Source organism: Oceanobacillus caeni (assembly GCF_019037185.1).
In the GTDB taxonomy this organism is placed as follows: domain Bacteria; phylum Bacillota; class Bacilli; order Bacillales; family Amphibacillaceae; genus Oceanobacillus; species Oceanobacillus caeni.
Genome location: NZ_JAHHXM010000037.1, coordinates 1 through 22280 on the forward strand (window position 1 = coordinate 1; position 22280 = coordinate 22280).

Consider the following 22280-nt stretch of genomic DNA (forward strand, 5'->3'; position numbering starts at 1 on the left):
ACTTGTTACCCACCCGCATAGCAGGTGGTTTTCTGTTTCGCACGCTGCCGCGTACTCAACGGACTAAAGTCATAATATAAAAAGCATACCGATTTCGATATGGTATGCTTTTTCATTTATTATTATTTTTCCACAATTTTAAACTGGAAGAAGAAAAATCTTTTTTAATCCTCTGATATAAATTGCTGTCTAAACACTTGTAATGCTTCATTTTCTTCATTTAATGCTACTAGTTCTTCTTCCGTTATACTTCCATTACCTTCTTGAATAATAAACACTTCTACTTCTTTTTTTCCCCACTCATTAAAAACATCTTCCACTGTATTAAAATACAAATCAATTTTATTCCCAACAATAGCGCTACCAGTATCAGCTACGACACCATAACCATACTCCGGAATAAACAGAATAGTACCAATCGGAAATACACTCGTATCTGCAGCGATAGTAGAATATAGATCTCTCTTCACTTTTACTCCCGAGAACGTAATTCCAAAAGAAGGATGAGCTTCCGTCTTACCTGTTGATTCATAACCCGCTGTATAACCCGTCGCCATTACAACCTTAGAGGGATAACCTTCCACATCAACTATATCTTCTAAAGTCTTAGATCCATCAACTTCATTATTAGATATTAATCGTTCAGTAGGTTTAACTTTCTTAAGTCTTTCCTCTTTCTTTTCTAGATTTCTGTAATCTAATGAGTTTTCATCTGTGCGTTGTATCTGTAAATTATCTGCCCAAATTTTCATATCTGCAATGGTAATATTAGATATAGTAGATATTGTCACGTATAATGCTACTAAAAATAAGAAAGTCAAAGTCGTCCTTCGAATAAAATTTTTGATTTTCATGAATAACACCTCTCTGGGTGTCATCATTTCCAATCACATTAGATTTTATTCATTTTTTTCATATAAAACTATTAAAACATTTGATAACCATTCTTTCTTAGTAGTTTCATAACATATCCAGCTGTAATGGTTCCTAAGAAACCAAACACAAATAAAATAATGTCAAATCCAGTTAAATTTACTAATTTAGTACCTAGAGCTGAAAAAGCTTGTCCAGGCCTCACAATATATTCCCAAGTTGCTAAATTATCGATCATAATAATTAGAATAAATGGATATAAATACGCCATAAGCCATGTTTTACGTATAAGCATATTTACAATAAATGCAATTCCAAAAAACATGACAAAATATAAAATGATCATAACTAATAATTGAACCAATCGAGATACTCCTTTCCCCATATACAAAGATATCATTTTCATTTTATATGAATTCAAACAAAAAGCAAAGGAACAGTTCACTCCTTTGCTTTTCATTAACTATTTAAAAATTTGAACTTTCCCTTTTTCAGCACTAAGCTTAATCCTCCTAGTTTTAAAAGGTATTGTGTATCGACTAATCGTTTAGCGAGTGGAGCCTTCCACCCGAATAATTTACGTTTATTAAAAATTTGGCCGATTCCATCATGGCTCCCTAAACAAACAACCATGCCTTTAATTTTAGGTTCAAACGTTCTTAATTTATTTCCTTTTATCATTGCTACAACATTATAAGCAACTAATGCTGCTTGTTGAACAGTAATTTGCGCTGTAGGGTTAAAGGCTTTTCCACTTTTTTGATCTATAACATTTGCACAATCACCTACAACAAAGATATCTTGAAAGTCAGGTGCCTTCATCTCTCCAGTTACTGCTACTTTTCCATCTTTGGTTTGTAATCCAGACTTTTTAACTAAAGAATTAGCTCTTACCCCCGCTGTCCATATTTTGGTAACGGTAGGTATTTCCTCTAGTATCCCATCTTTTTCATAAGTTATTGTATCTGCATGACATTCCTTAATCGTTGCCCCTGTTATTATCTCCACACCACGAGAAACCAAGGAGTTCGTTGCATATTGTTGTAACGATTCATCAACAGCAGGTAAAATCGTTGCTTCTGACTCTAACATAATTATACGAACCAATGCTTTTTCAATATCATATTCTTTACAGATTTCTGGAATACGATCAACTAATTCACCAGCAAATTCTACTCCTGTTGGACCGCCACCGCCAATTACGATGTTCAATCTTCCTTTATTCTTTACATCTTCATTATGGTAACAAGCAAAATTATATTCTAAATGCTCCCTTATAAGCCTTGCACTATTTATATCCCCTATAAAAAAGGCATTTTCCTCTAATCCATGATTCTCTGGCATTTCCGATTCAAAACCCAAAGCAATAATAAGAATATCGTATGCTATTGTCTGGTCTTCTAGTTTTATCTTTTTTTCTTCAGGTTTAATGGAAACCACTTTATCTAAAATAAAATTTATTTTCTTTTCATTAATAATATCCCTAATAGGAATTCTTAGCTGGTCATGATGTAAAGATCCAGCCGCATTTTCATGTAGCCAAGCAGCTTGATAATGGTAATCTTCTTTATTCACAAGTGTTATTTGTGCCTCATTTGCATTTAATTTCTTTTGTAGATTTAATGCAGTTACTATTCCCCCATATCCCGCTCCAAGTATGACGATATGTGGTCTATGCATAATTTCACTTCCATCTCCTAACCTCGTTATTACTTTAATAGACTTAGCATTCACTTAAAAAGCTTGGTGAATGTCAAGTTTCCTAATTGCCTAGGAAATTATAAAATTTGTACGGCTGTGGATAACTTAGATACAGAAATAGCCACGTCAGACTCCAGCGCCTTTGTTCTCTTCCTAGTACATTAACATTTATTGGTAATATAAATTTAACCATTTTGTTACAAAATTGTAACATAATTCACATGTAATCATAGCGTGTATTGTTTTCTTTTTCAACCCCTAATATCTAATTTCCTAATTATTTATTTTCTGAATTCGAATGATACCATGTATACGCTACTATATTTATCAATATTCAAAGTCTTTTCATACCACTACCACCCTGTTTATGATACTATAAATACTATATTGTAATTTAAAATAGTAGAAATGAGGGTAATATCCATGTCAGAAAAAATCTATGATATTACGATTATTGGAGCAGGCCCTGTCGGATTGTTCACTGCGTTTTACGGTGGAATGAGACAAGCAAGTGTTAAAATCATTGAGAGTTTACCGCATACTGGTGGGCAATTAACAGCCCTGTATCCAGAGAAATATATATATGATGTTGCCGGCTTTCCAAAAGTAAGAGCTCAGGAATTAGTAGATAATTTAGAAAAACAAGCTCGTTTATTTGACCCAGAAATTGTGCTTAGTCAGTCTATTGAAACAGTGGATCGAATAGATGAAAACGTTCTGAAGCTTACTTCTAATACCGGTGATGTTCATTTAACAAAAACAATGATCATTACAGCAGGTAATGGTGCATTTCAACCGCGCCGCTTAAATATTGGAGATAGTGAACAATTCGAGGGAGTAAATCTGCATTATTATGTAAGAGATATGAGTATATTCAAAGACCAACACGTTGTTTTACTAGGTGGTGGAGATTCCGCAGTGGATTGGGCTCTAATGTTAGAACCTATTGCCAAAAAAGTTACCTTAGTTCATCGGCGTGATGAATTTAGGGCTCATGAACATACTGTAGAGAAACTCCATGCCTCTAATGTTGATATTCTAACTCCTTATGTTGCGGCTGATATTGTTTCTTCCAACAAAATTGATCAATTGATTTTACAAGAAGTAAAAGGTGAGAATCAAATTACATTAGAACCCGATTCTATTATTTGTAATTATGGTTTTATTTCTAAATTAGGTCCTATCAAAGATTGGGGCTTAACAATTGAAAAGAACAGTATTGTTGTTAACTCTAAAATGGAAACAAATATTCCAGGAATTTATGCGGCTGGAGATGTTTGTACGTATGATGGCAAAGTAAAATTGATTGCTACTGGATTCGGTGAAGGACCAACAGCAATTAATAACGCTAAACGTTATATTGATCCAAAAGCACGCGTACAACCTAAACACTCATCTGATTTAGATTTGTTTTAAAAGAACAAAGGCGGAAGCGCCCGTTTAGCGACGTACGGACTGGACTGAGCCGTAGGAGATAAAGGAAACACGACGAACGGAGTGAGTCGATGTTGACTTATCGCACGGAGGTGAAGGAAGTCTCGCTAGTCGCTGGGCGCTGGAGCCGGACGAAATAGATAAAGAAGCTATAATAATAGATTTCTTCTGATTATAGCTTCTTTATTTATGAATACTCATTTCCCTTAACGCTTCTCTATCTAATATTTGAATTTTGCGTTGACCTCTTTGCTCAATCCATCCATTTGTTTGGAAACTAGACAAACGTCTACTTAGCGTTTCCGAAGTTGTCCCTAAATAAGATGCGAGATCCTTTTTGCTTATAGGTAACTCGACACTCGTTGTATTGTATTTGTCAACTAACTCTAATAAATAACTTGCCGTTCGTGTTTCTACATCCTTTGAACTTAGATTTCCAACTAACTTTTCTGTTTCATCTAACCTATTACTAAATTGCTCTAATATTTTTATAGCTATTGTCGGATATTGCTTCAAAAGCTGCTGCATGTCACTACGATGAATGGCACATATTTCTGTTTTTTCGATTGTCTCGGCGTAACTATCTAACGTTTTCTCAGTAAATAAAGCTAACTCCCCCATGAATTCACCAGACTCCAATATACGAAGTAACTGTTCTTTACCAGACTCAAACAATTGATAGTTTTTAACCCGCCCCTGATGTATGATGTATAGATATTCTAATGGATCTCCTTCACTAAAAATAATTTCGCCTTTTTTAAAATTGAGATGGCGACTCATATCTGCAATTTTTTCCATCTCATCGAATGTTAAATGATTAAAAAAAGGTACTTTTGCAACACACAGCTGATCTTTGCTAATTCCATGATGACACCTTTTACCCATTTCGCACTCTCCATTCAAGTTAAAAAGCTAGAACACTTTAAAAAAGCATCCTAGCGAGAGAAACTAACAATCACCTGGTGTTCCAACAACTTCCTTCGTTCTAAAGGATGAGCCACATCCACAAGAATATACGGCCTTAGGATTATCAATGCTAAATCCGCCACCCATCATATTCTCTTTATAATCAATAGTTGTACCTTCTATAATTGGAATATCCTGTGAATTGATGACAACTGGAATACCATTCACTTCCTCTTGTACATCCAATTCCTCGTTTATTTCGTAATCAAATCCGATTGAATAAGATAATCCGCTGCATCCGCCACCTTTTACACCAAAACGTAGACGTACATTCTCACTTTCTTCTTGCATCATTTCTTTTATTCTTGTACTTGCTTGATCGGTTAAATTAATTACCATCTTTTTCACGGACCTCCTTACTTAATCTTTATTTTAAGTATACAAAGTAAAATTAACAACTTCAACTAATTCATTTTTTCTTTACCTCTTTATTTTTTTCATATCTCAGGATTCACCGTATCCCTAGTGATTTTCATTTTACAAAATGTTATATTCAAGATAAAATAACAATAAACATGGATTAATCAAAAAAAATTCAAATAGATTTTTTTAGTCGAAAACTTTATAATGAATTCAGGGAAAGGAGAAAAAACTATGTATGAACAAGTTCAAGAAGTGTTAAATAAATTACGTCCATTCCTATTACGTGATGGTGGAGATGTAGAATTAGTTGATGTGGACGAGGATGGAGTCGTTCTTCTACGTCTGATGGGAGCTTGTGGAAATTGCCCAAGTTCAACTATTACTTTAAAAGCCGGTATTGAACGCGCCCTTACTTCGGAAGTACCTGGTGTAAAAGAAATCGAGCAAGTATTTTAATAACATATGAAAGGCAGGAACCATTCCGTTACCTGCCTTTGTTCTTGTCTAGGAAATTATAACATTTGTATGGCTGTGGATAACTTAGATACAGAAATAGCCACGTCCGGCTCCAGCGCCCAGTGACTAGTAGACTTCCTTCACCTCCGTACGATAAGTCAACATCGGTTCGCTTACGCTCACCGTGTTTCCTTTATCTCCTACGGCGGTGGAATGTCCGATTAAAACCGCCGCTTTGCGCGGCAACATCGGACCACCTGGCATGGCCAGGCGCAGTCTATACGTCACTAAACGGGCGCTTCCGCCTTTGTATATTATACCGGTGTTTTTGCACCTCTACCCTGTATTACCCCATCCACATTCTCCAAACAAAGTTGAATCATTCTTGTTCTTGTTTCTATGCTAGAGGAACCGATGTGTGGTAAGCACACAACGTTATTTAACTTTAATAATGGGTGATCACTATTAATTGGTTCGTTTTTAAATACATCCAATCCCGCTGCTTCAATCACTTTATTCTTTAATGCATCTACTAACGCTTCTTCGTCCACTACTCCTCCACGGGAAATATTAATAAAAATGGAAGATGGCTTCATTTTACGAAAAGTATCCTTATTAAACAGTCTCTTCGTTTCGTCTGTTAATGGTACAACGGACACAACATAATCCGATAAACGTAATAGTTCATCAAAAGAAACATAGGATGCTCCTAACTCTTTCTCTGCTTCTTCCTTTCTGCTTCGATTATGATATAAAATTTCCATTTCAAAACCCTTTGCACGTTTAGCGATTGCTTCACCTATTCTTCCCATTCCAACGATACCTATCGTTTTATGGTGAATGTCCGTTCCTGCTAATAAAAACGGTGCCCAATTTTTCCATTGATCCGTTTTTATGTAATTATTTGCTTCAATCACTCTTCTAGCTGTTGCCATAAGCAATGCAAATCCGAGGTCGGCAGTGGTTTCCGATAATACATCAGGTGTATTGGTAATGATTATTCCTCGTTTTTTTGCTGCATCTACATTGATGTTATCAAATCCAACTGCAAGATTTGCCACTACTTTCAAGTGTGGTGCTTTAGACAATAGTTCTTCATCTATTTTTTCACTGAGCATAGATATGATTCCATTAGCATGTTGGATTTCTTTTACTAATATTTCCCTTGGTACTGGCTCTTCTTCTTTTTCCCACATACGAATGTTGTATTGATTTTCATAAATATTTACAAGTTCTCTAGGTATTTTTCTTGTAATATAAATACTTGGCTTATTCATGCTATCCCCGCCCTTTGGTTGTTGTTTCATAACCAGTTTACCACAGGAATATTTAAAATCTTAGGATTAATATCTAAACTCTCATAAAAGTTTCGTAGCATATCTTCGTAATAAGTTTGGTTATCTAAAAGCTGCCTCAATTCTTCATATAGAATTTCATCTTTTTCTTCCGTAAATCCATGTATGAATAAATCTAAAATATGAGCAGGAAATAATAAGCGCCCATATAATAAACGGAAGCTAAAAACAGATAACGGACGAACCGATTGATATTCATTTAGAAATTGGAGTATTTTTTCTTTACTTTCCCCTTTTACTATACAATTCCTAATATGTTCTGCTATGTCTCTAATCGGATGATCATAGACCAAATTATCAATCCATAAGATGGAATCATTTAATTGATGATGATAACGGTGAAATGTGATCGTTCCTTGATCCACTTCATGAAACCTAGTTTCTGTTTCACTTTCTCGAATATATTGTATAGCATTTTCGCTTATACCAATAATATACGGTAGAACATCCATAACGAGTCGGTAGTAAGCATTCGGATTTTTATTTGCTTCTTTTTCAACCTTGGCCTCAACATAATCAAGTTTCTCTATCCATAGTGATTTCCACTTACCGTAACTTGAGATTTCCTTTGGTTGATACTGATACCTTGATCCAATCTGATGAAACTCCGCCAATCTTCTACCTTCAAAGTTTTTATCCATTTGTTGTATATTGGCTACCTGCATCACCATATAATTATTATTATGGTAAGAGGTAAACCATTCTCCTTGAAGATTCGGAATCGGTAAGGTGATATGATCTATATGATTATCTCTTAAAAAGTAAGCAAGACTCGCCTGTTCCAAATAAACCATTTCCTTGTTTTCAACAGAAGTGATAAAATTGATATAATTACCAGTCCTATACCCTTCTTCTCGGTCAAAGCCTATTTTTTCATCAACTTGGATACCATAATAGGTAGAAAGAAAATCATTAAAAGGCACTAATATCTCTCCTCTCCATTACTAACATTATATGTAGAGAAAATGATTATTTAACTAAAAAGAAAAGGTGATTAATTTGGCAAAAACAAGTGAACTAGAAAAAAAGGCAAGAGACTTAATATCTAATCGAGGTGTCACCATTGACCATATCGCGGAGCTAGTTTATTATTTACAATCCGCCTACCACTCAGATTTAGATTTAGACCTATGTAGGGAAAATGTGGAAAAGGTTCTTGCCAAAAGAGAGGTACAAAATGCAATCATTACAGGTATTCAATTAGATATCTTAGCGGAGAAAAAACAATTAGAAGAACCTTTACAAGAAATTATTGAGAAGGATGAAGGGCTTTATGGTATTGATGAGGTAATTGCATTATCCATCATCAATGTTTATGGTTCTATTGGTTTTACAAACTATGGATACATCGATAAACAAAAACCAGGAATTCTAAAAAGATTAAACGATAAATCAACGGGTGAAGTTCATACATTTTTAGACGATATTATTGGTGCAATTGCAGCAGCAGCTTCGAGTCGACTAGCCCATACGTATGCGGAAGAAATGGAAAATGATTAACATAGAAAACCTAACACATCTGTTAGCGAATGTGTTAGGTTTTCTTATTTTGGGACGTATCCGCTTCTCGCTAAAAATTTTATCCCACCTAAAGTTCTGGTGAAACAAAGAAGGTAGGTGGGAGTGAAGGAAAACCCCCACTGATGGAAGTCTTCTTTATATGTTATCTAACCATTCATTTAAACCATGAACATAATAAGTTGGTTTTTCAGTTAAATGTTCATACTCGGAAAAAGGAGTAACTCCTGTAAAAACCATTAATGTGTCCATTCCTGCTTTTATCCCTGCTTTAATGTCGGTATCATAATTATCGCCGACCATTAATGTTTCCTCTTTTGTTAATCCAATTAAGTTTAAAGCCTCTTCCATAATAATAGATTCAGGTTTACCAATAAATATAGGGTCAACTCCTGTACTCACCGTGATTACAGAAGTGATGGATCCATTCCCAGGTAATAATCCTCTTTCTGTCGGTAAAGCTACATCCCCATTTGTTGAAATAAATGTTGCTCCATTTCTGACAGATAAGCATGCTTTTGCTAATTTTTCATAAGTTAGTTCTTGGTCAAGCCCGACAATAACATAATCTGCTTCTTCTCCATCCACAACTTTAAGTCCATTTTCTTCTAATGCATGATACAGACCTGCTTCACCAATGACATAGCAGGTCGCATTAGGTTTTTGTTGTTTAATATATTTGGCAGTTGCTAAACTTGTTGTCACAACTTGGTCTGCCTTTGCCTGTATTCCCATATTATTTAGCTTGCCCGCAACATCTTCCCCCGTTTTTGTCGAGTTGTTCGTTACGAATAAGAAAGGTATATTTTTCTCCACTAATTTATCAATAAATAGAGTTGCTTCTTGAATTGGTTCTTTGCCTAGATACATGGTGCCATCTAAATCGATTAAATATCCGTTATATTGCTTCATTTTCTTCCTCATTTCATGATCAAATTATTTTAAGATGTTTTAATGGTCCATTTGCAAACATGTGACCCTTTTGTAATTAGTGAATGAACAGAAACGGTTCCATCAGAAAACAATTTCTCAAGCATGGTAATTTCATTTTCACATACTTGATGGTACTCCGATGCGATATTTAGTATTGGACAATTATAATTTCTAATTTCATAATCACCCTTTTCTGTCTTTTCCACTTCTACTAAATAACCATTGTCATTTTGAACTTGGACGACTTGATTGATTCTATCGGGCAGCGTTTCAGAAGTAATGCATGATTCATAATAATCCGTTTCTCTTTGCATCCGTTTTTTAAACAAATCATTGACAATTTCTGAACCTTGAAGTTCCTCTAAATCCTTTAATAAATCTAATGGCAATGTTTTTAACTGATTTGGAAAAGTTTCATGACCTGCTTTAGTTAATGTATATTGATAGTAAGGTCTTCCAATACTTTGACTATAGGCTTTTTTAGTAAGGAGTCCTTGTTTTTCTAGTTCATGAATATGCTTTCGAACTGCTACTTCTGAAATCGTAAAATATTCCATGATTTCCCCTATCGCCATGGAATGATTCTTCTTTAAAAGATGTAAAATTCTTTGTTTTGGAGGCATCTTTTTACCCATTTACATCACCCTTATTTATGATTAGAAAAACATAAGCGCCCGTTTAGCGACGTACGGACTGGACTGAGCCGTAGGAGATAAAGGAAACACGGTGAGCGTAAGCGAGCCGATGTTGACTTATCGTACGGAGGTGAAGGAAGTCTCGCTAGTCGCTGGGCGCTGAAGTTAGACATGATTAGAAAAAGCATTAGCAACCCCTAATTCATTTTTTAGGTATGTTCTAATATGAGTACTGAACTGTTCTAATAGCGCTTTATTTTTTGAAAGAACAGCGTTTAGTTGTTCATGGTCTACATTTTGATAATCATTGACAAGCATCTTACGTAAGCTTATTACCTCTTTATATCCTTTTTCTTCCAATTGGGGTATCACTTTCTCATCTACTAATATGTCAATGATATCATCATAGCTCCCAGGATCTCTCATAATAAATCCATCAATCATCATGTTTCCAACGTCGAGGATAGATTCGATTAAGATATGCGCAATTCTTTCCTGGGCTAATTGACTTATATAACTTTCAATTTTATTGTTAGATAGCTCATTTAGTAATTGATCCATATTTTTTAAAGTAATTTCTATATTATTTCTGTCAACAAAATACATTGTTTTCGTCTCCCCCTAATTGACTTTCCTCCATTTTACCATATCATTATATTTATATCATAAGTGGGAAAACTGAAAAAAACATCACAAAAATAAAGAGGGAACTAGGTATGGATACTACAGCGATAATTGAAATGGATGCATCATCAACGGCTTCTGCGATTAGAAAAGGGGAACTAACTAGTACGGAAGCAGTTACGGCATACATAAAGCATATAAATGTGGCAAATCTAAGTATCAATGCGATGATTGAAAAACGTTTTGAAGAGGCTTTAAAGGAAGCGAAGGAATTAGATGAACAATCATTACATAATAACAATAAAGGTGCCTTATATGGGGTCCCTATTAGTGTAAAAGAATCAATCAATGTTTCTAACATGAAAACTACAGGCGGACTGCAACATCGACAAGATTTAATAGCTAGGCAGGACGCAGAGGTAATTACTAATTTAAAAGCAGCAGGGGCAATCATTTTAGGGAAAACAAATACACCTGCTCTTTGTTTTAGCCAAGAGACGGAAAATAAATTATATGGCAGAACGAACAACCCTTGGGATCTCACAAAAACAGCGGGTGGTTCAAGTGGTGGAGAAGGAGCTTTACTTGCTGTAGGCGGTGCAGCAGCAGGAATTGGCTCGGATATTGGTGGGTCCATTCGCATTCCAGCTCACTTTAATGGTATTATCAGTTTTAAACCAGGAATGAATCAAGTCTCACAAGAAGGTCATTTTCCATCAGTTATGAATACATTCGCAGAAAGAATGCTATCGATTGGCCCAATGGGTAAATCTGTGCAGGATATGCGATTTTTATATGAAATCATATCTAATAAAAGTTTAAAAACTAAACATTTACAAAATTATAAAGTCGAAATCCTACCTGGAACAATCGAATACCCTCTTTCGGAAAACATGAAAGAAATGCTTGATACCGTAGAGACCTACTTAGAAAAGTTCTTCTCTATAAAACGTACCGTTCCCCCTTTCTTTGAAGATAGTGCTAAACTTTGGCAAGATATTCTTGCAAGTGATCATAATCATATCTTAGAACAAGAGGCATATAACAATGATCGTTCAGGAGTTTTCAAAGCCTTTTTTAGAGAAAAATTAACAGAAAGAACCTCCATTCGCCCTTCGTTGTCCTGGGGAATTTTTGGTTCGAAATTATTTAAGCCAAATGGTAAACGAACATTAGAAGTGAAGGAAATAATTGAAAAGGGAGATAAAAGATTAGCGGAGTATTTGAAAAACCGTCTACTTATTTTTCCTGTGTATTATCAAGCTGCCAAGGAACATGGAAAAGTATATCATGATATTTTTTCGATACGTAAGACCTTTTTACAATATATGCCATATGTAACTTATGCTAATGTTTGGGGGCTCCCCTCATTAACCATACCAATTGGGGTGGATGATAAACAGATGCCGATTAGCATCCAAATTATGAGTAGTATAGGAAATGAAGATGCCATATTCCGCCTTGGAAGATTAATTGAAAAACGGTTTAGAGGATATGCCCGTTGTTCTTATTATGATTAAAACCTTGGCATTTAATAAGAAGAAAGTTTTATCCTTTACACTAAATTTAAAGAAGCAACCTTCGCCTCAAAAGGTTGCTTCTTGTTCATTTAATTCTCTTCAAAGCCTGTTATTTGTGATGATTTATAGGCATCGATAAGGAGAAATACTGCTGTAATAATATGCATAATCATACCAACAATCGGAATCCATCCGATACATGATGTTATAATTCCAAGAATACTTCCGTGGATTTTTTTCTTTTCGTAAACCGAAAAAATCAGGGTCACTAAATGCAAAATAAACATTACCGCTAATGGTAACCACGCATAACTAATAATAATAACTCCACCGATAAACGGTATTCCCCAAAACGCTTCAAGACCACCGCTTATCCACTTCAATATAGTTGAAATATTCAACGATCTACACTCCCTTTCCTAAACTTTTATGAATACACGTTTCACTCCTAAACATATTATGCTTTACTTCTGAGAAAGCTAATTCTAAAGGGAGGAAAAAACATGCCAAAAGATCATAATAAAAAGTATTCCAACTTTTCAAATGTCGAAAAAATGAAAAATGAGTTAATACCAGAGGAATTTCCTGAGGGTGCTGTTGGTTCTGCTATAAATAAAGAAGAAACGGTATCAAGCAAATCAACAGAATGGAAAGAAGGGCAAAAACGAATGAGTGCGTATGTTTACCCTGATGAAGATCAACATGATGATCTGCCAAGACAATTCCCAGGAGCACACCCCTTACATGATGAATAACAAAGGCGCAAGCGCCCATTTAAATGACGGACAGAGGTGAAGGAAGTCTCGCTAGGCGCTGGAGCTAGACTTGAATGAATTGGAGCAGTGTTAGGATTACTGCTCCTATTTTTTCACCTTTTTCAATACGAAATAAGCACAACCAAAATTACAGTATTCGTAAATGTAATCATCTAACGCACTGATTTTAGTATCTACCTGCGCTTTTGCGTTTCGATCGTGATAAAAACCTTTTAAACGAAGCTGGTTATATCCCCAATCCCCAACAATGTAATCATATTTACTCAAGATATCCGAATACCGTTCCTTTATTGCATTTTCTTCAAAACCATTCTTAATATTTTCTACGATCTCATAATGCTTTCCATGTAACTCGATCAATGTATCAGTCACCTCACCTAATTGAATATATTTTACCATATCTTGCTGAATAGAAACCACCTAATTCAGTGCATTATTTCCTATTTTATTACCACACTATAATTGAGATATATGAGATTGTTCAAAAAGTCCGGTGAAAAAGACATTCCCCTGTATAGAGACAGCGTTACATTAGGATGTTGCGCATTTAGCCAACATCGGTCCTTTTCATCCTCCTTTTTGAACACGAACTATATGAAAAAAGGTGGTTTACCATGAAAAAAGTCTTCGCTTCCATTATTGCAATATATATGTTGATCGTAATAAGTGCATGTAACACAAACGATGATACAGACAACGCGACACAAGATATGCAAAATAGAAATCAAATTCAAGACCAGCTGAATCCAAATCATAAAATTCAAACCCCATCCAATCAAGATATTAATCATCAATTAGGATATGTCCGATATTCAAAAGATGAAATCGATACACAAAATCTGGACAATCATGAAGCTAGAATTGATAGAAGAGAAATGGCTGACATGATTACTCGTTTAATTTTAAACAATAATGGATTTAATGAAGTGGCAACACTTGTTACAGATCAAGAAGTGCTTATTGCTTATGATAGAGATAACAATAGTGATTCCAAGTTAACAAAAGAGGTTGCCCAAAAAACTGCTGAATCTGTCATGCCACGTTTTTACAAGGTATATGTAAGTGATAACAAATCTTTAATGTATGATATCCAAAGTCTTCATAACTCAAATACGAATCGTAATTACGATAAGTTGATTCAAAAGTTAATTAATGACATGGAAAAACCATACGAACATGAATAATTCATTTTATTTTGCTATCGCCATAATACCTGGCGATAGCTAATGTCTATTTTAGATGATGTTCAAACAAATCTTTACGGTGGGGTGAAATGAGTAATCGAAATCTCAGGATGTTCGACTTTAGCCGAGTCGATCCTTTTTATCCTTCTTTTGAACCTGTATTTTTAGGAGGTGAAAAATACTTGAAGAAACGAATCATTCCAATGCTCTATTTGATAGTGCTCATCGTTTCCGTTTCAACGATTAGTGCAGCAGCAGAAGAGGAAGAAGATAAAAATACCATTTATGAAGAAAGAATGGGCTTATTTAAAAAAACAGAAGCATTAACTCAAATACCTTGGTATTATTTTGCTGCTATTGATAACTTTGAGCGAAATATATTAGATAGCAATGAGCCTGAACAAGTTGTTTCCATTGATATACCAGATGAAATTTGGTTTGGAATTGGGAATATAGGGAAAAACAAAGACATTGGAATAGTTGAAATGCACGATGGAAAAGGAAAAGATGGAAATGGGGATGGCCAAGCTGACCCTAATGATCCGGAAGATATTTTATACACGATGGGAAATATACTTCTTGAATCCGGACCAACGGAAGACGATATTAAAATTGGATTGTGGAATTACTATCAACGCGACTTAACCGTACAAACCATCAAGAATACAGCGAAAGTGTTTCGAAAGTTTCAAGACATTAACTTAACCAATAGAGATTTCCCTGTAGCAACAAATTACAATTATAGTTATCGTAGCACCTGGGGAGATAGAAGAGGTTTTGGAGGTTTACGTATCCATGAAGGTACGGATATATTTGCCGATTATGGAACACCTGTAAAATCAACAACTTATGGTGTTGTTGAAATGATGGGTTGGAATTTATATGGTGGTTGGCGTATTGGTATTCGTGATATTTACAATATTTACCACTATTACGCACATATGAGCGGTTTTAATGACGATGTAAAAATTGGACAAGTCGTACAACCAGGTGATGTACTTGGCAGTGTAGGATCAACTGGATATGGACCTCCCGGGACTTCAGGAAAATTCCCTCCACATTTACATTATGGTATGTACAAAGATAACGGAGTAAATGAATTTTCTTTCGACCCTTATCCTTTTTTAAGAAAATGGGAACGGATGGCGAAAGATTAAAAGAAAAGCGCCCTTTTCCGTATTCCTGCAGGTAGAAAGCATAAAAATCTTTACGGCGGAGCTCCGATTAATCGCCCGCCGTAAAGATTTACATAAGTGCAACTGAGGCATCCGCCCAGAAACCTAGCGATATACCGAGTCTTCTAATCAACTTTTTTTGAACTTTTCATAGCATGAGCAATACTTAAGCCAAGGCCCCCCCAGATAATTACAATACCAATAATCATTACGACAATAGCCCCACCGGTCATTTATTTAGCCTCCTCCGATTGTTTTAGATCTTCAGAAGGTTCTTCGTTCTTCCATTTAGTAAATGTAAACAGGATACCGATTATTAAAGCACCTGCAGCAACACCCCAACCTGCTGTGGCAATAAATATATCTGGATATCCTTCATAGTTTCCTGTATCTGTTGGGAATAATCTTAATAGGTTAAGTCTAAACAAATCAAACATCATATAACCAAGAACAATTGGTGTAATCACACCTAAACTAAACGTCCACCAGGAACCTAGACGAATATCAGAAATACCATTTGCATGCTCTTTTAAATCTTTCAATTGTTTCATAACCCAACTCACTGCGATTACTTCAACTAAGCCGATAAACGCAACGCCAAATTGGTTAATAAAGTAATCCACCGTATCTAAGAAGAATAATCCACCTTGTGTAGCATATAGAAGGGATATGATGGCTGAAAGTCCCCCGGCAAACGTAACAGCTTTCGTTCTAGTTAGGTTAAATTTATCGATTATAGCAGAAATATAAGCTTCACAAATAGAAATTAAGGAGGTCAAACCAGCTAGAACTAATGACACGAAGAACAACACACCAAAGAATTCACTGAACGCCGGAATTTCATTAATAATCTGCGGGAATACTACAAATGCTAGACCAACTCCACCCGCAACAACTTCATCAATTCCTACCCCAGCTTGACCGGCCATAAATCCTAGAATGGAGAAGACCCCAATACCGGCTAATAACTCAAAACCAGAATTTCCAAAGCCGACAATAAAGGCATTATTCGTAATGTCGGATCTTTTAGGCAAATAACTTGAATAAGCAATCATGATCGCAAATGCAATCGATAAACTAAAGAAAATTTGTCCATAAGCTGCAACCCAAACATCAGATGACATAATGGCACTAAAATCGGGTTGGAAGAATGCATTAAGCCCTGTAAGCGCTCCAGGTAAGGTAATTGCACGCACAACAAGAATGAAGAATAATACCACTAATAAAGGAATAAAAATTCGGTTAGCAATTTCAATGCCTTTCTTCACACCTCTAAATAAAATGACAAATACAATCGCCCAAACAATAATAAGTGGGATAAGTACACTTGGGACAAAACTCCCTGTTTTACCCGGATCAACTGTTAATCCTAAATAATCATTAAATAAGAACGCTTCTGTATCTGATCCCCAATTTAAATTGAGTGAGAATACAGAATAAGACATAGCCCAAGCAATGATTACGGAATAATAGGTTCCAATTACAAATGCAACTAATGCTCCCCACCAGCCAATCCATTCAGCCTTTTTATTCATCCGTTTGAAAGATAGCGGGGCCGATCCACGATATTTTTGCCCAATAGTAAATTCCATAATTAATAATGGAATTCCGGCAGTAAGAAGCGCAAATAAATAAGGTATAAAAAACGCTCCTCCACCATTCTCATATGCAACAGCCGGGAATCTCCAAATATTCCCAAGGCCTATTGCAGATCCAACTGCTGCAAAAATAAAACCTGCTCTTGTCCCCCATTGTGAACGAGTTCTCATAAATTATCCTCCCTTTTTTTATTCAATCGATAACAGAAGAGAACTTAGATTAGTGTGTATTTTCAGATATTTAAAAATATTATAGCGGCATTTTCCTACTATGTCAAAATATATTTTTAAGAATTTAAAATAACTAAAAAAACTATTGACTCATTTTCAATAAATGAGTCAATAGTTCAAATTATGCATTTTTCTTATGAAAATAATTAATTCCCAAACCTATTACAATTAATAATCCAACAGTTAAAATAAAAGATAAAAATACTTGATTGGTGAAGCCCACTATCAAATATCCTACCATAGCTACTACCGCTGCAATTATTGCATATGGTAACTGTGTTAATACATGGTCAATATGGTTCGCACCTGATCCAGTTGCGGAAAGGATTGTCGTATCTGAAATTGGTGTACAATGATCCCCAAATACCGCACCAGCCAAAACTGCAGCTAATGATGGTAGAAGTGTGCTTGTATCTGTTACTAGTGCAACTTCCGCTGCAATTGGCAACATAATCCCAAAGGTTCCCCATGAAGATCCAGTTGCTAGTGCCATAAAACCTGCAATGATAAAGAATAAAAATGGTAATAAAGCGACATTCACCTGTAAATTATCAAATATATGTGCTAGGTATTCACCAGTTTGAAGAGTACCAATGATAGAACCGATCATCCAAGCAAATATTAAAATATATATCGCCGGAAGCATCGTTTTCATTCCTTCTATTAACAATTTACCTAAACTTGCTTTAGGTGTATTTTGATTTATATGAAATACAAGTGATATTAAAACAGCCGCTAAGCCACCAACAAATAAGGATAAATTTACGTCAGTGTTAGCAAAAATAGAAAAGATATTAACATTACCTTCACTATTATTGATTCCTGTTAAAAACATAGCTAAGACTGTCACAATAATAAGCACCAAAATAGGTAAGATTAGATGACGAACTTTCCCTTCAGGATGCGGTTCAAATACACCACTTAAATCTCCAGCTATTTTATTATTTTTTGGATCAATTAATTCACCCGTCCGAATAGCACGTTCCTCATGTGTTCGCATTGGACCGATATCCATTTTGAAAAAGGCTACTAGAAAAACTAATAACGTTGCTGCGATTGCATAATAGTTAAGTGGAATCATTTGGATAAATGCTTGTAATGGTTGCATATCCGTTAAGCCATTTGCAGCAAATATTCCCCCTAAAATTCCAATGATATAGGCCCCCCAGCTAGATATTGGTGATATAACTGTAACTGGGGCAGAAGTAGAGTCTACAATGTAAGCTAACTTTACCCGGGAAATTTTATATTGATCTGTAATCGGTCTAGCTATTTGTCCAACTGCTAATGCGTTGAAATAATCATCAATAAATATAATAATACCTAATAGAGCAGAAACTAGAGTTGCACCTTTACGAGTTTTCACACGTGTTAGCATCCATTTCCCAAATGCTCGACTACCACCAGAAGCTTGTAAAAAGGCAATCATCATTCCCAGTAATAATAAAAACCCTAATAACAATAAATTACCGACATTTAAAGCACCATCTAATACAAAAATCTCATAGAATGATTTCCATATTTCTTGAATGGTTCCCAAAATATTAAAATCATGTATAAATAATGCCCCTATAATAATACCAATACCTAATGATAGAATTACTTTTCTAGTTAATAGCACTAGAATTAACATTACCATAGCAGGAATAAGCGAATAAAATGTCCCTTCCATGTTGCTACCTCCAAGTTATTTTCTTATATTGATGTGTGAAATGATCGGTGTACTTCTGAAAGTTTTTTTGATAGGATACGCGGCTTTATTCATAGAATTGATAAAACATTTAAATAAATCCAAATAAAAAGAACAAAGATAGAAAATAACCATCTTTGTTCTTTACAAAATACGTTATCCTCCATTTCGATCAGTAGTTCTCCATGCAACACATATGCATGACAGTATACCCCTTATTCAAGGATATACCAGTTATAATAAGTTTGACCCCTTATTATACTTCGGCAAACAATCCTTTCATCAACAATCATCGTTGTCATTCTCCTGTTGACTACTTATCTTGTCCGCACCTCTACCTCACCGATCTGAGGTCTATTTAATTTTATCTATTTCCTAATATACTAGATTATTCATTTTCTTGCAAGTTACGATTTTTTCCTCGTTCACCAATGTCCTCCTTTGGGATAGATATGGATGGGCCGTTACTACCTCCGCCATAAAACTCCGGTACCTCTCCCATAATTGCTCCGCCGTCAATATATATTTCAGTTTGAACTGTTTTACGTTCTGTAATATAAGGAATAATGATTTGAACGTCCGCTTCTACATTCACATACAACGAAACCCAGGAGCCATTGATTCCAAATGGTTCCGTCTCTCTAACAACATTGGTACGAACTGCCCCAATTAACTCCAAATTAATTGGTATCTTGGGTCCCAAGTTTGCCAATAAAGCATTTCCTGTTATTTCACCTAGTGGCACCTCAATTAAAGTCGGATCTAGTGCAGCGCGATCTTCCGCCCCATCGTCATAGTCATAAGGTTCATGTAATGAATAATCATACGATATGGGATCCCCCCGGTTCATATGTAGGAAAAACTCCTCCACCCTGTCTGTTGCCACTCTGTTAATTTCACTTATTACAGATTGGTTCCAATTATATACTGTAACATTACCATTATCATCATAACTAATGTTTAAGACATCACTAAAATCATAACTTTCTGCAAATCGTACTGCCATATTAATCGCCCTAGTGGCAAATTCATCTGTTTTAGCTTCCGATATATTTTTTATTGCTGGTGTTATTCCTTTACTTACAATTCCAATACTTAAAATTATACACAAGACAAAAACAACCATGGTCATCAAAAAGATATTTTTCCTTGGAGGTGGTGCAAATTTTCTTCTCCCGAATCGTCTACGTGGCCCCATTAAAAATCCCCCCTAAAACAATCTATGCTTGTTTTAGCGGGGATAGAATTTATTTCTATTGCATTAAGATTTAATAACACACATTAATTACATGATTAGAGGAAGACTTCCATCAGTGGTGGTTTTCCTTTATCTCCCACTAATGGTTAGTCGCACTTATCTTGAGGTCAGAGTCTTACTGCCCGTTTAGATAGGATAAATAAAAGAGAAAGCTATAGTCGCATCCCCTCATCATTATATTTGTTTACGAAAGTCTTAATAATGCCTCTTTACCAGTCATTCCAATTTCCCAACCAAATTCTTCACGTGAAGCATCCGTTATTTTGGCTAACGGGGCATTCAATAATTGATCGATACTTCGTACACCTTCCGCACGACCAGCAATTACTTTTCTTTCTTTTAATTTTGGGTTTACATCAAAAAAATCCACATCTAATGCCGCACACATAATGTAGCCAACATCATTAGAAACCGATAATAATGTTGTTTTCGGGAGTTTAACCGTTGTTGCAACAAAATGCTTTCCTTCTATTTCTATAGGTTCTACTGTTACCATAAGAATGATAAACCTCCTTCGCAATGTATATTATATCTTTATGCATTATGTTGATGGATTGTCACTAAAAATACGACATTCCAAACAGAAGTATTTATGAATAGTGTTCTTCCAATGTTTTTACTAATAAATCTCTTAAAAATTCCGGAAGAAAAAAATGCTTCGTGTCTGATTTAGCTATTTCAGGTAATAAACGACCGAACGTAAACACATCAGCAGTCCCCAATTTATAGGTTTGATTTGCATCTAGCTCACTGCCATCAGGCAACAATGCAGTTTTTACATATTTCTCCCCATTTGGATGAAAGTTCGATACCACTTCTATACCCGAAAATACCATTTCCCCTAATACTTTACCTCGAAATCCGAACCCTTTTAACTGAAATTCTGTAAACTGCTTAGTTAAAGAAACACGAATCACTTCCAATATTTCACTACCGGTTAACTCAACTGTAACGGCATTAATCGGATGTGGACAGATGCGATGAACATCCTTATAAGCTATTTTACCAGCGGGAAGAGAATCTAATAGTAAACCTGAATTCAACATAGCAATATCTGCCTTCGTAAATTCTCGTAATGTGTTTGTTAATTCTCGCATGACTTTGGTATTTTTAAACCATCTTACCTCTATTGGGTAATCTGTATAGACAATTGGATAATTCAAACGTTGTTCCGCATCTTCTTGCAATGACATAATTTTATGCTCTGTCTCTGTATCATTTTCATACTCCGAGATATCCGTTGCATACGCTTCTTGATTAATGAGTTTTTTTTGATTGTGATCCCAGGTTAAAATAACTTCCCCAACAAAGGAACAATGTTTACCAGCTGCAGTGATTATGGTGTTATTTATTTTTTCACCAGTTCGTAATAAATGATGTGTATGACCACCTATTATTACATCTATATCTTTATATCTTCTTGCTATTTCTTGATCTTCGCTTAAACCAAGATGTGACAAGAGAACAATAATATCCGTCTCATGGCTTAATTCATGAACATACTTATCTAGTTCATCAAATGCGGATGAGATATGCCAGCCCAATAAATGATAATAATCATTAAATGGTGCCGTTAAACCTAGAATTCCAATTCTTACTCCACTTTCCGATGTTAATTTAACTTGACGATTCAACCAAAGAGGGTTTTGATTATCCGAACTATGAAGGTTCGTACAAACAACATCGAATTCGGCATCATCATATAAATGATAAAGATCATCATAGGCTAAGGTAATTCCTTCATTATTACCAAATGTCACAACATCATATCTTAAATCATTCATAAGCTGAATATTAGCTTTTCCCTTAGTCGCCTCTGATATCGGGTGAACCCGATCCATATGATCGCCAATATCAAAAAGCCAATAATCATTATCTCGAACGTTTCGCGCTGCTATGGATTCTTTTATAAACGCCGCCACTCTTGGCCATTGTTCGAAATTACTATGTAAATCATTTGTATAGTAAAAGTATAACTTCTCTTTCATCA

Annotated in this window: 25 protein-coding genes and 1 riboswitch; of the genes, 7 read left to right on the forward strand and 18 right to left on the reverse strand. The window is 35.3% G+C overall.

Annotated features, from left to right (window positions below; all coding sequences use genetic code 11):
• Positions 1-164 precede the first annotated feature (164 nt).
• The 3 genes from KM885_RS14960 to KM885_RS14970 form a co-directional block, all read right to left on the reverse strand.
• A complete protein-coding gene (locus KM885_RS14960) occupies positions 165-854 on the reverse strand; it encodes a 3D domain-containing protein (RefSeq protein WP_047184613.1) in 690 nt (229 codons plus the stop codon).
• A gap of 71 nt (positions 855-925) precedes the next feature.
• A complete protein-coding gene (locus KM885_RS14965; RefSeq protein ID WP_186301035.1) occupies positions 926-1237 on the reverse strand; it encodes a YuiB family protein in 312 nt (103 codons plus the stop codon).
• Between the two features lie 95 nt (positions 1238-1332).
• Positions 1333-2553, reverse strand: coding sequence for an NAD(P)/FAD-dependent oxidoreductase (locus KM885_RS14970; protein ID WP_047184614.1), 1221 nt, complete (start codon positions 2551-2553; stop codon positions 1333-1335).
• Between the two features lie 444 nt (positions 2554-2997).
• On the opposite strand from KM885_RS14970, the gene KM885_RS14975 reads away from it, so the two are divergent.
• Complete coding sequence (locus KM885_RS14975; protein ID WP_047184615.1) at positions 2998-3990, forward strand: NAD(P)/FAD-dependent oxidoreductase; 993 nt, start codon at positions 2998-3000, stop codon at positions 3988-3990.
• 201 nt (positions 3991-4191) lie between these two features.
• Here the strand turns inward: KM885_RS14975 and KM885_RS14980 are convergent, their stop codons facing one another.
• Both KM885_RS14980 and KM885_RS14985 read right to left on the reverse strand, forming a co-directional pair.
• A complete protein-coding gene (locus tag KM885_RS14980; RefSeq protein ID WP_047184616.1) occupies positions 4192-4893 on the reverse strand; it encodes a Crp/Fnr family transcriptional regulator in 702 nt (233 codons plus the stop codon).
• Positions 4894-4956: 63 nt separating this feature from the next.
• On the reverse strand, positions 4957-5313 hold the full coding sequence (locus KM885_RS14985) for a HesB/IscA family protein (RefSeq protein WP_047184617.1): 357 nt from the start codon (positions 5311-5313) through the stop codon (positions 4957-4959).
• Between the two features lie 255 nt (positions 5314-5568).
• Here KM885_RS14985 and KM885_RS14990 point away from each other — a divergent pair, with 255 nt between their 5' ends.
• A complete protein-coding gene (locus tag KM885_RS14990; RefSeq protein WP_047184618.1) occupies positions 5569-5793 on the forward strand; it encodes a NifU family protein in 225 nt (74 codons plus the stop codon).
• A 314-nt stretch (positions 5794-6107) separates the two neighbouring features.
• On the opposite strand, the gene KM885_RS14995 is transcribed toward KM885_RS14990, so the two are convergent.
• Together KM885_RS14995 and KM885_RS15000 are read right to left on the reverse strand one after the other, a co-directional pair.
• Entirely contained in the window at positions 6108-7070 is a 963-nt protein-coding gene (locus KM885_RS14995) for a 2-hydroxyacid dehydrogenase (protein ID WP_047184893.1), read from the reverse strand.
• A 26-nt stretch (positions 7071-7096) separates the two neighbouring features.
• Positions 7097-8071: a protein kinase family protein gene (locus tag KM885_RS15000; protein ID WP_204797601.1), complete on the reverse strand. Its 975-nt coding sequence runs from the start codon at positions 8069-8071 to the stop codon at positions 7097-7099.
• Positions 8072-8141: 70 nt separating this feature from the next.
• On the opposite strand from KM885_RS15000, the gene KM885_RS15005 reads away from it, so the two are divergent.
• Positions 8142-8648, forward strand: a complete 507-nt coding sequence (locus KM885_RS15005) for a phosphatidylglycerophosphatase A family protein (protein ID WP_052771686.1) — start codon at positions 8142-8144, stop codon at positions 8646-8648.
• Between the two features lie 156 nt (positions 8649-8804).
• Here the strand turns inward: KM885_RS15005 and KM885_RS15010 are convergent, their stop codons facing one another.
• The 3 genes from KM885_RS15010 to KM885_RS15020 all read right to left on the reverse strand — a co-directional run bounded on the left by KM885_RS15010 (position 8805) and on the right by KM885_RS15020 (position 10840).
• Positions 8805-9578 carry a TIGR01457 family HAD-type hydrolase gene (locus KM885_RS15010; protein WP_047184621.1) on the reverse strand — a complete coding sequence of 258 codons (774 nt, stop codon included), beginning with the start codon at positions 9576-9578 and terminating at the stop codon, positions 8805-8807.
• Between the two features lie 29 nt (positions 9579-9607).
• Positions 9608-10234: a helix-turn-helix transcriptional regulator gene (locus KM885_RS15015; RefSeq protein WP_047184622.1), complete on the reverse strand. Its 627-nt coding sequence runs from the start codon at positions 10232-10234 to the stop codon at positions 9608-9610.
• Between the two features lie 165 nt (positions 10235-10399).
• Positions 10400-10840, reverse strand: coding sequence for a DUF86 domain-containing protein (locus KM885_RS15020; RefSeq protein ID WP_047184623.1), 441 nt, complete (start codon positions 10838-10840; stop codon positions 10400-10402).
• Positions 10841-10950: 110 nt separating this feature from the next.
• On the opposite strand from KM885_RS15020, the gene KM885_RS15025 reads away from it, so the two are divergent.
• On the forward strand, positions 10951-12378 hold the full coding sequence (locus KM885_RS15025; protein WP_216884203.1) for an amidase: 1428 nt from the start codon (positions 10951-10953) through the stop codon (positions 12376-12378).
• Between the two features lie 89 nt (positions 12379-12467).
• Here KM885_RS15025 and KM885_RS15030 read toward each other — a convergent pair whose 3' ends face one another.
• The gene (locus KM885_RS15030; protein WP_047184625.1) at positions 12468-12779 is read right to left on the reverse strand and encodes a hypothetical protein; all 312 of its coding nucleotides are present in this window, start codon (positions 12777-12779) and stop codon (positions 12468-12470) included.
• 102 nt (positions 12780-12881) lie between these two features.
• On the opposite strand from KM885_RS15030, the gene KM885_RS15035 reads away from it, so the two are divergent.
• The gene (locus KM885_RS15035; RefSeq protein WP_047184626.1) at positions 12882-13133 is read left to right on the forward strand and encodes a hypothetical protein; all 252 of its coding nucleotides are present in this window, start codon (positions 12882-12884) and stop codon (positions 13131-13133) included.
• A gap of 105 nt (positions 13134-13238) precedes the next feature.
• Here KM885_RS15035 and KM885_RS15040 read toward each other — a convergent pair whose 3' ends face one another.
• Entirely contained in the window at positions 13239-13514 is a 276-nt protein-coding gene (locus tag KM885_RS15040; RefSeq protein WP_047184894.1) for a YutD family protein, read from the reverse strand.
• A 254-nt stretch (positions 13515-13768) separates the two neighbouring features.
• Between KM885_RS15040 and KM885_RS15045 the strand changes: the two genes are divergently transcribed.
• Positions 13769-14338: a YhcN/YlaJ family sporulation lipoprotein gene (locus KM885_RS15045; protein WP_047184627.1), complete on the forward strand. Its 570-nt coding sequence runs from the start codon at positions 13769-13771 to the stop codon at positions 14336-14338.
• 89 nt (positions 14339-14427) lie between these two features.
• Complete coding sequence (locus tag KM885_RS15050) at positions 14428-15495, forward strand: M23 family metallopeptidase (protein ID WP_420874574.1); 1068 nt, start codon at positions 14428-14430, stop codon at positions 15493-15495.
• Between the two features lie 143 nt (positions 15496-15638).
• On the opposite strand, the gene KM885_RS15055 is transcribed toward KM885_RS15050, so the two are convergent.
• From KM885_RS15055 to KM885_RS15080, 6 genes are all read right to left on the reverse strand, one after another.
• Positions 15639-15746: a MetS family NSS transporter small subunit gene (locus tag KM885_RS15055; RefSeq protein WP_111014431.1), complete on the reverse strand. Its 108-nt coding sequence runs from the start codon at positions 15744-15746 to the stop codon at positions 15639-15641.
• The gene (locus KM885_RS15060) at positions 15747-17282 is read right to left on the reverse strand and encodes a sodium-dependent transporter (RefSeq protein WP_047184628.1); all 1536 of its coding nucleotides are present in this window, start codon (positions 17280-17282) and stop codon (positions 15747-15749) included.
• A gap of 181 nt (positions 17283-17463) precedes the next feature.
• Entirely contained in the window at positions 17464-19014 is a 1551-nt protein-coding gene (locus KM885_RS15065) for a Na+/H+ antiporter NhaC family protein (RefSeq protein WP_047184629.1), read from the reverse strand.
• A 186-nt stretch (positions 19015-19200) separates the two neighbouring features.
• Positions 19201-19377, reverse strand: a riboswitch (Lysine riboswitch).
• A gap of 43 nt (positions 19378-19420) precedes the next feature.
• Positions 19421-20230, reverse strand: coding sequence for a sporulation protein YunB (yunB, locus tag KM885_RS15070; RefSeq protein ID WP_047184630.1), 810 nt, complete (start codon positions 20228-20230; stop codon positions 19421-19423).
• Between the two features lie 244 nt (positions 20231-20474).
• Complete coding sequence (locus tag KM885_RS15075; RefSeq protein ID WP_047184631.1) at positions 20475-20786, reverse strand: YunC family protein; 312 nt, start codon at positions 20784-20786, stop codon at positions 20475-20477.
• Between the two features lie 94 nt (positions 20787-20880).
• Positions 20881-22278, reverse strand: coding sequence for a bifunctional metallophosphatase/5'-nucleotidase (locus KM885_RS15080; RefSeq protein WP_047184632.1), 1398 nt, complete (start codon positions 22276-22278; stop codon positions 20881-20883).
• Between the last annotated feature and the right edge of the window lie 2 nt (positions 22279-22280).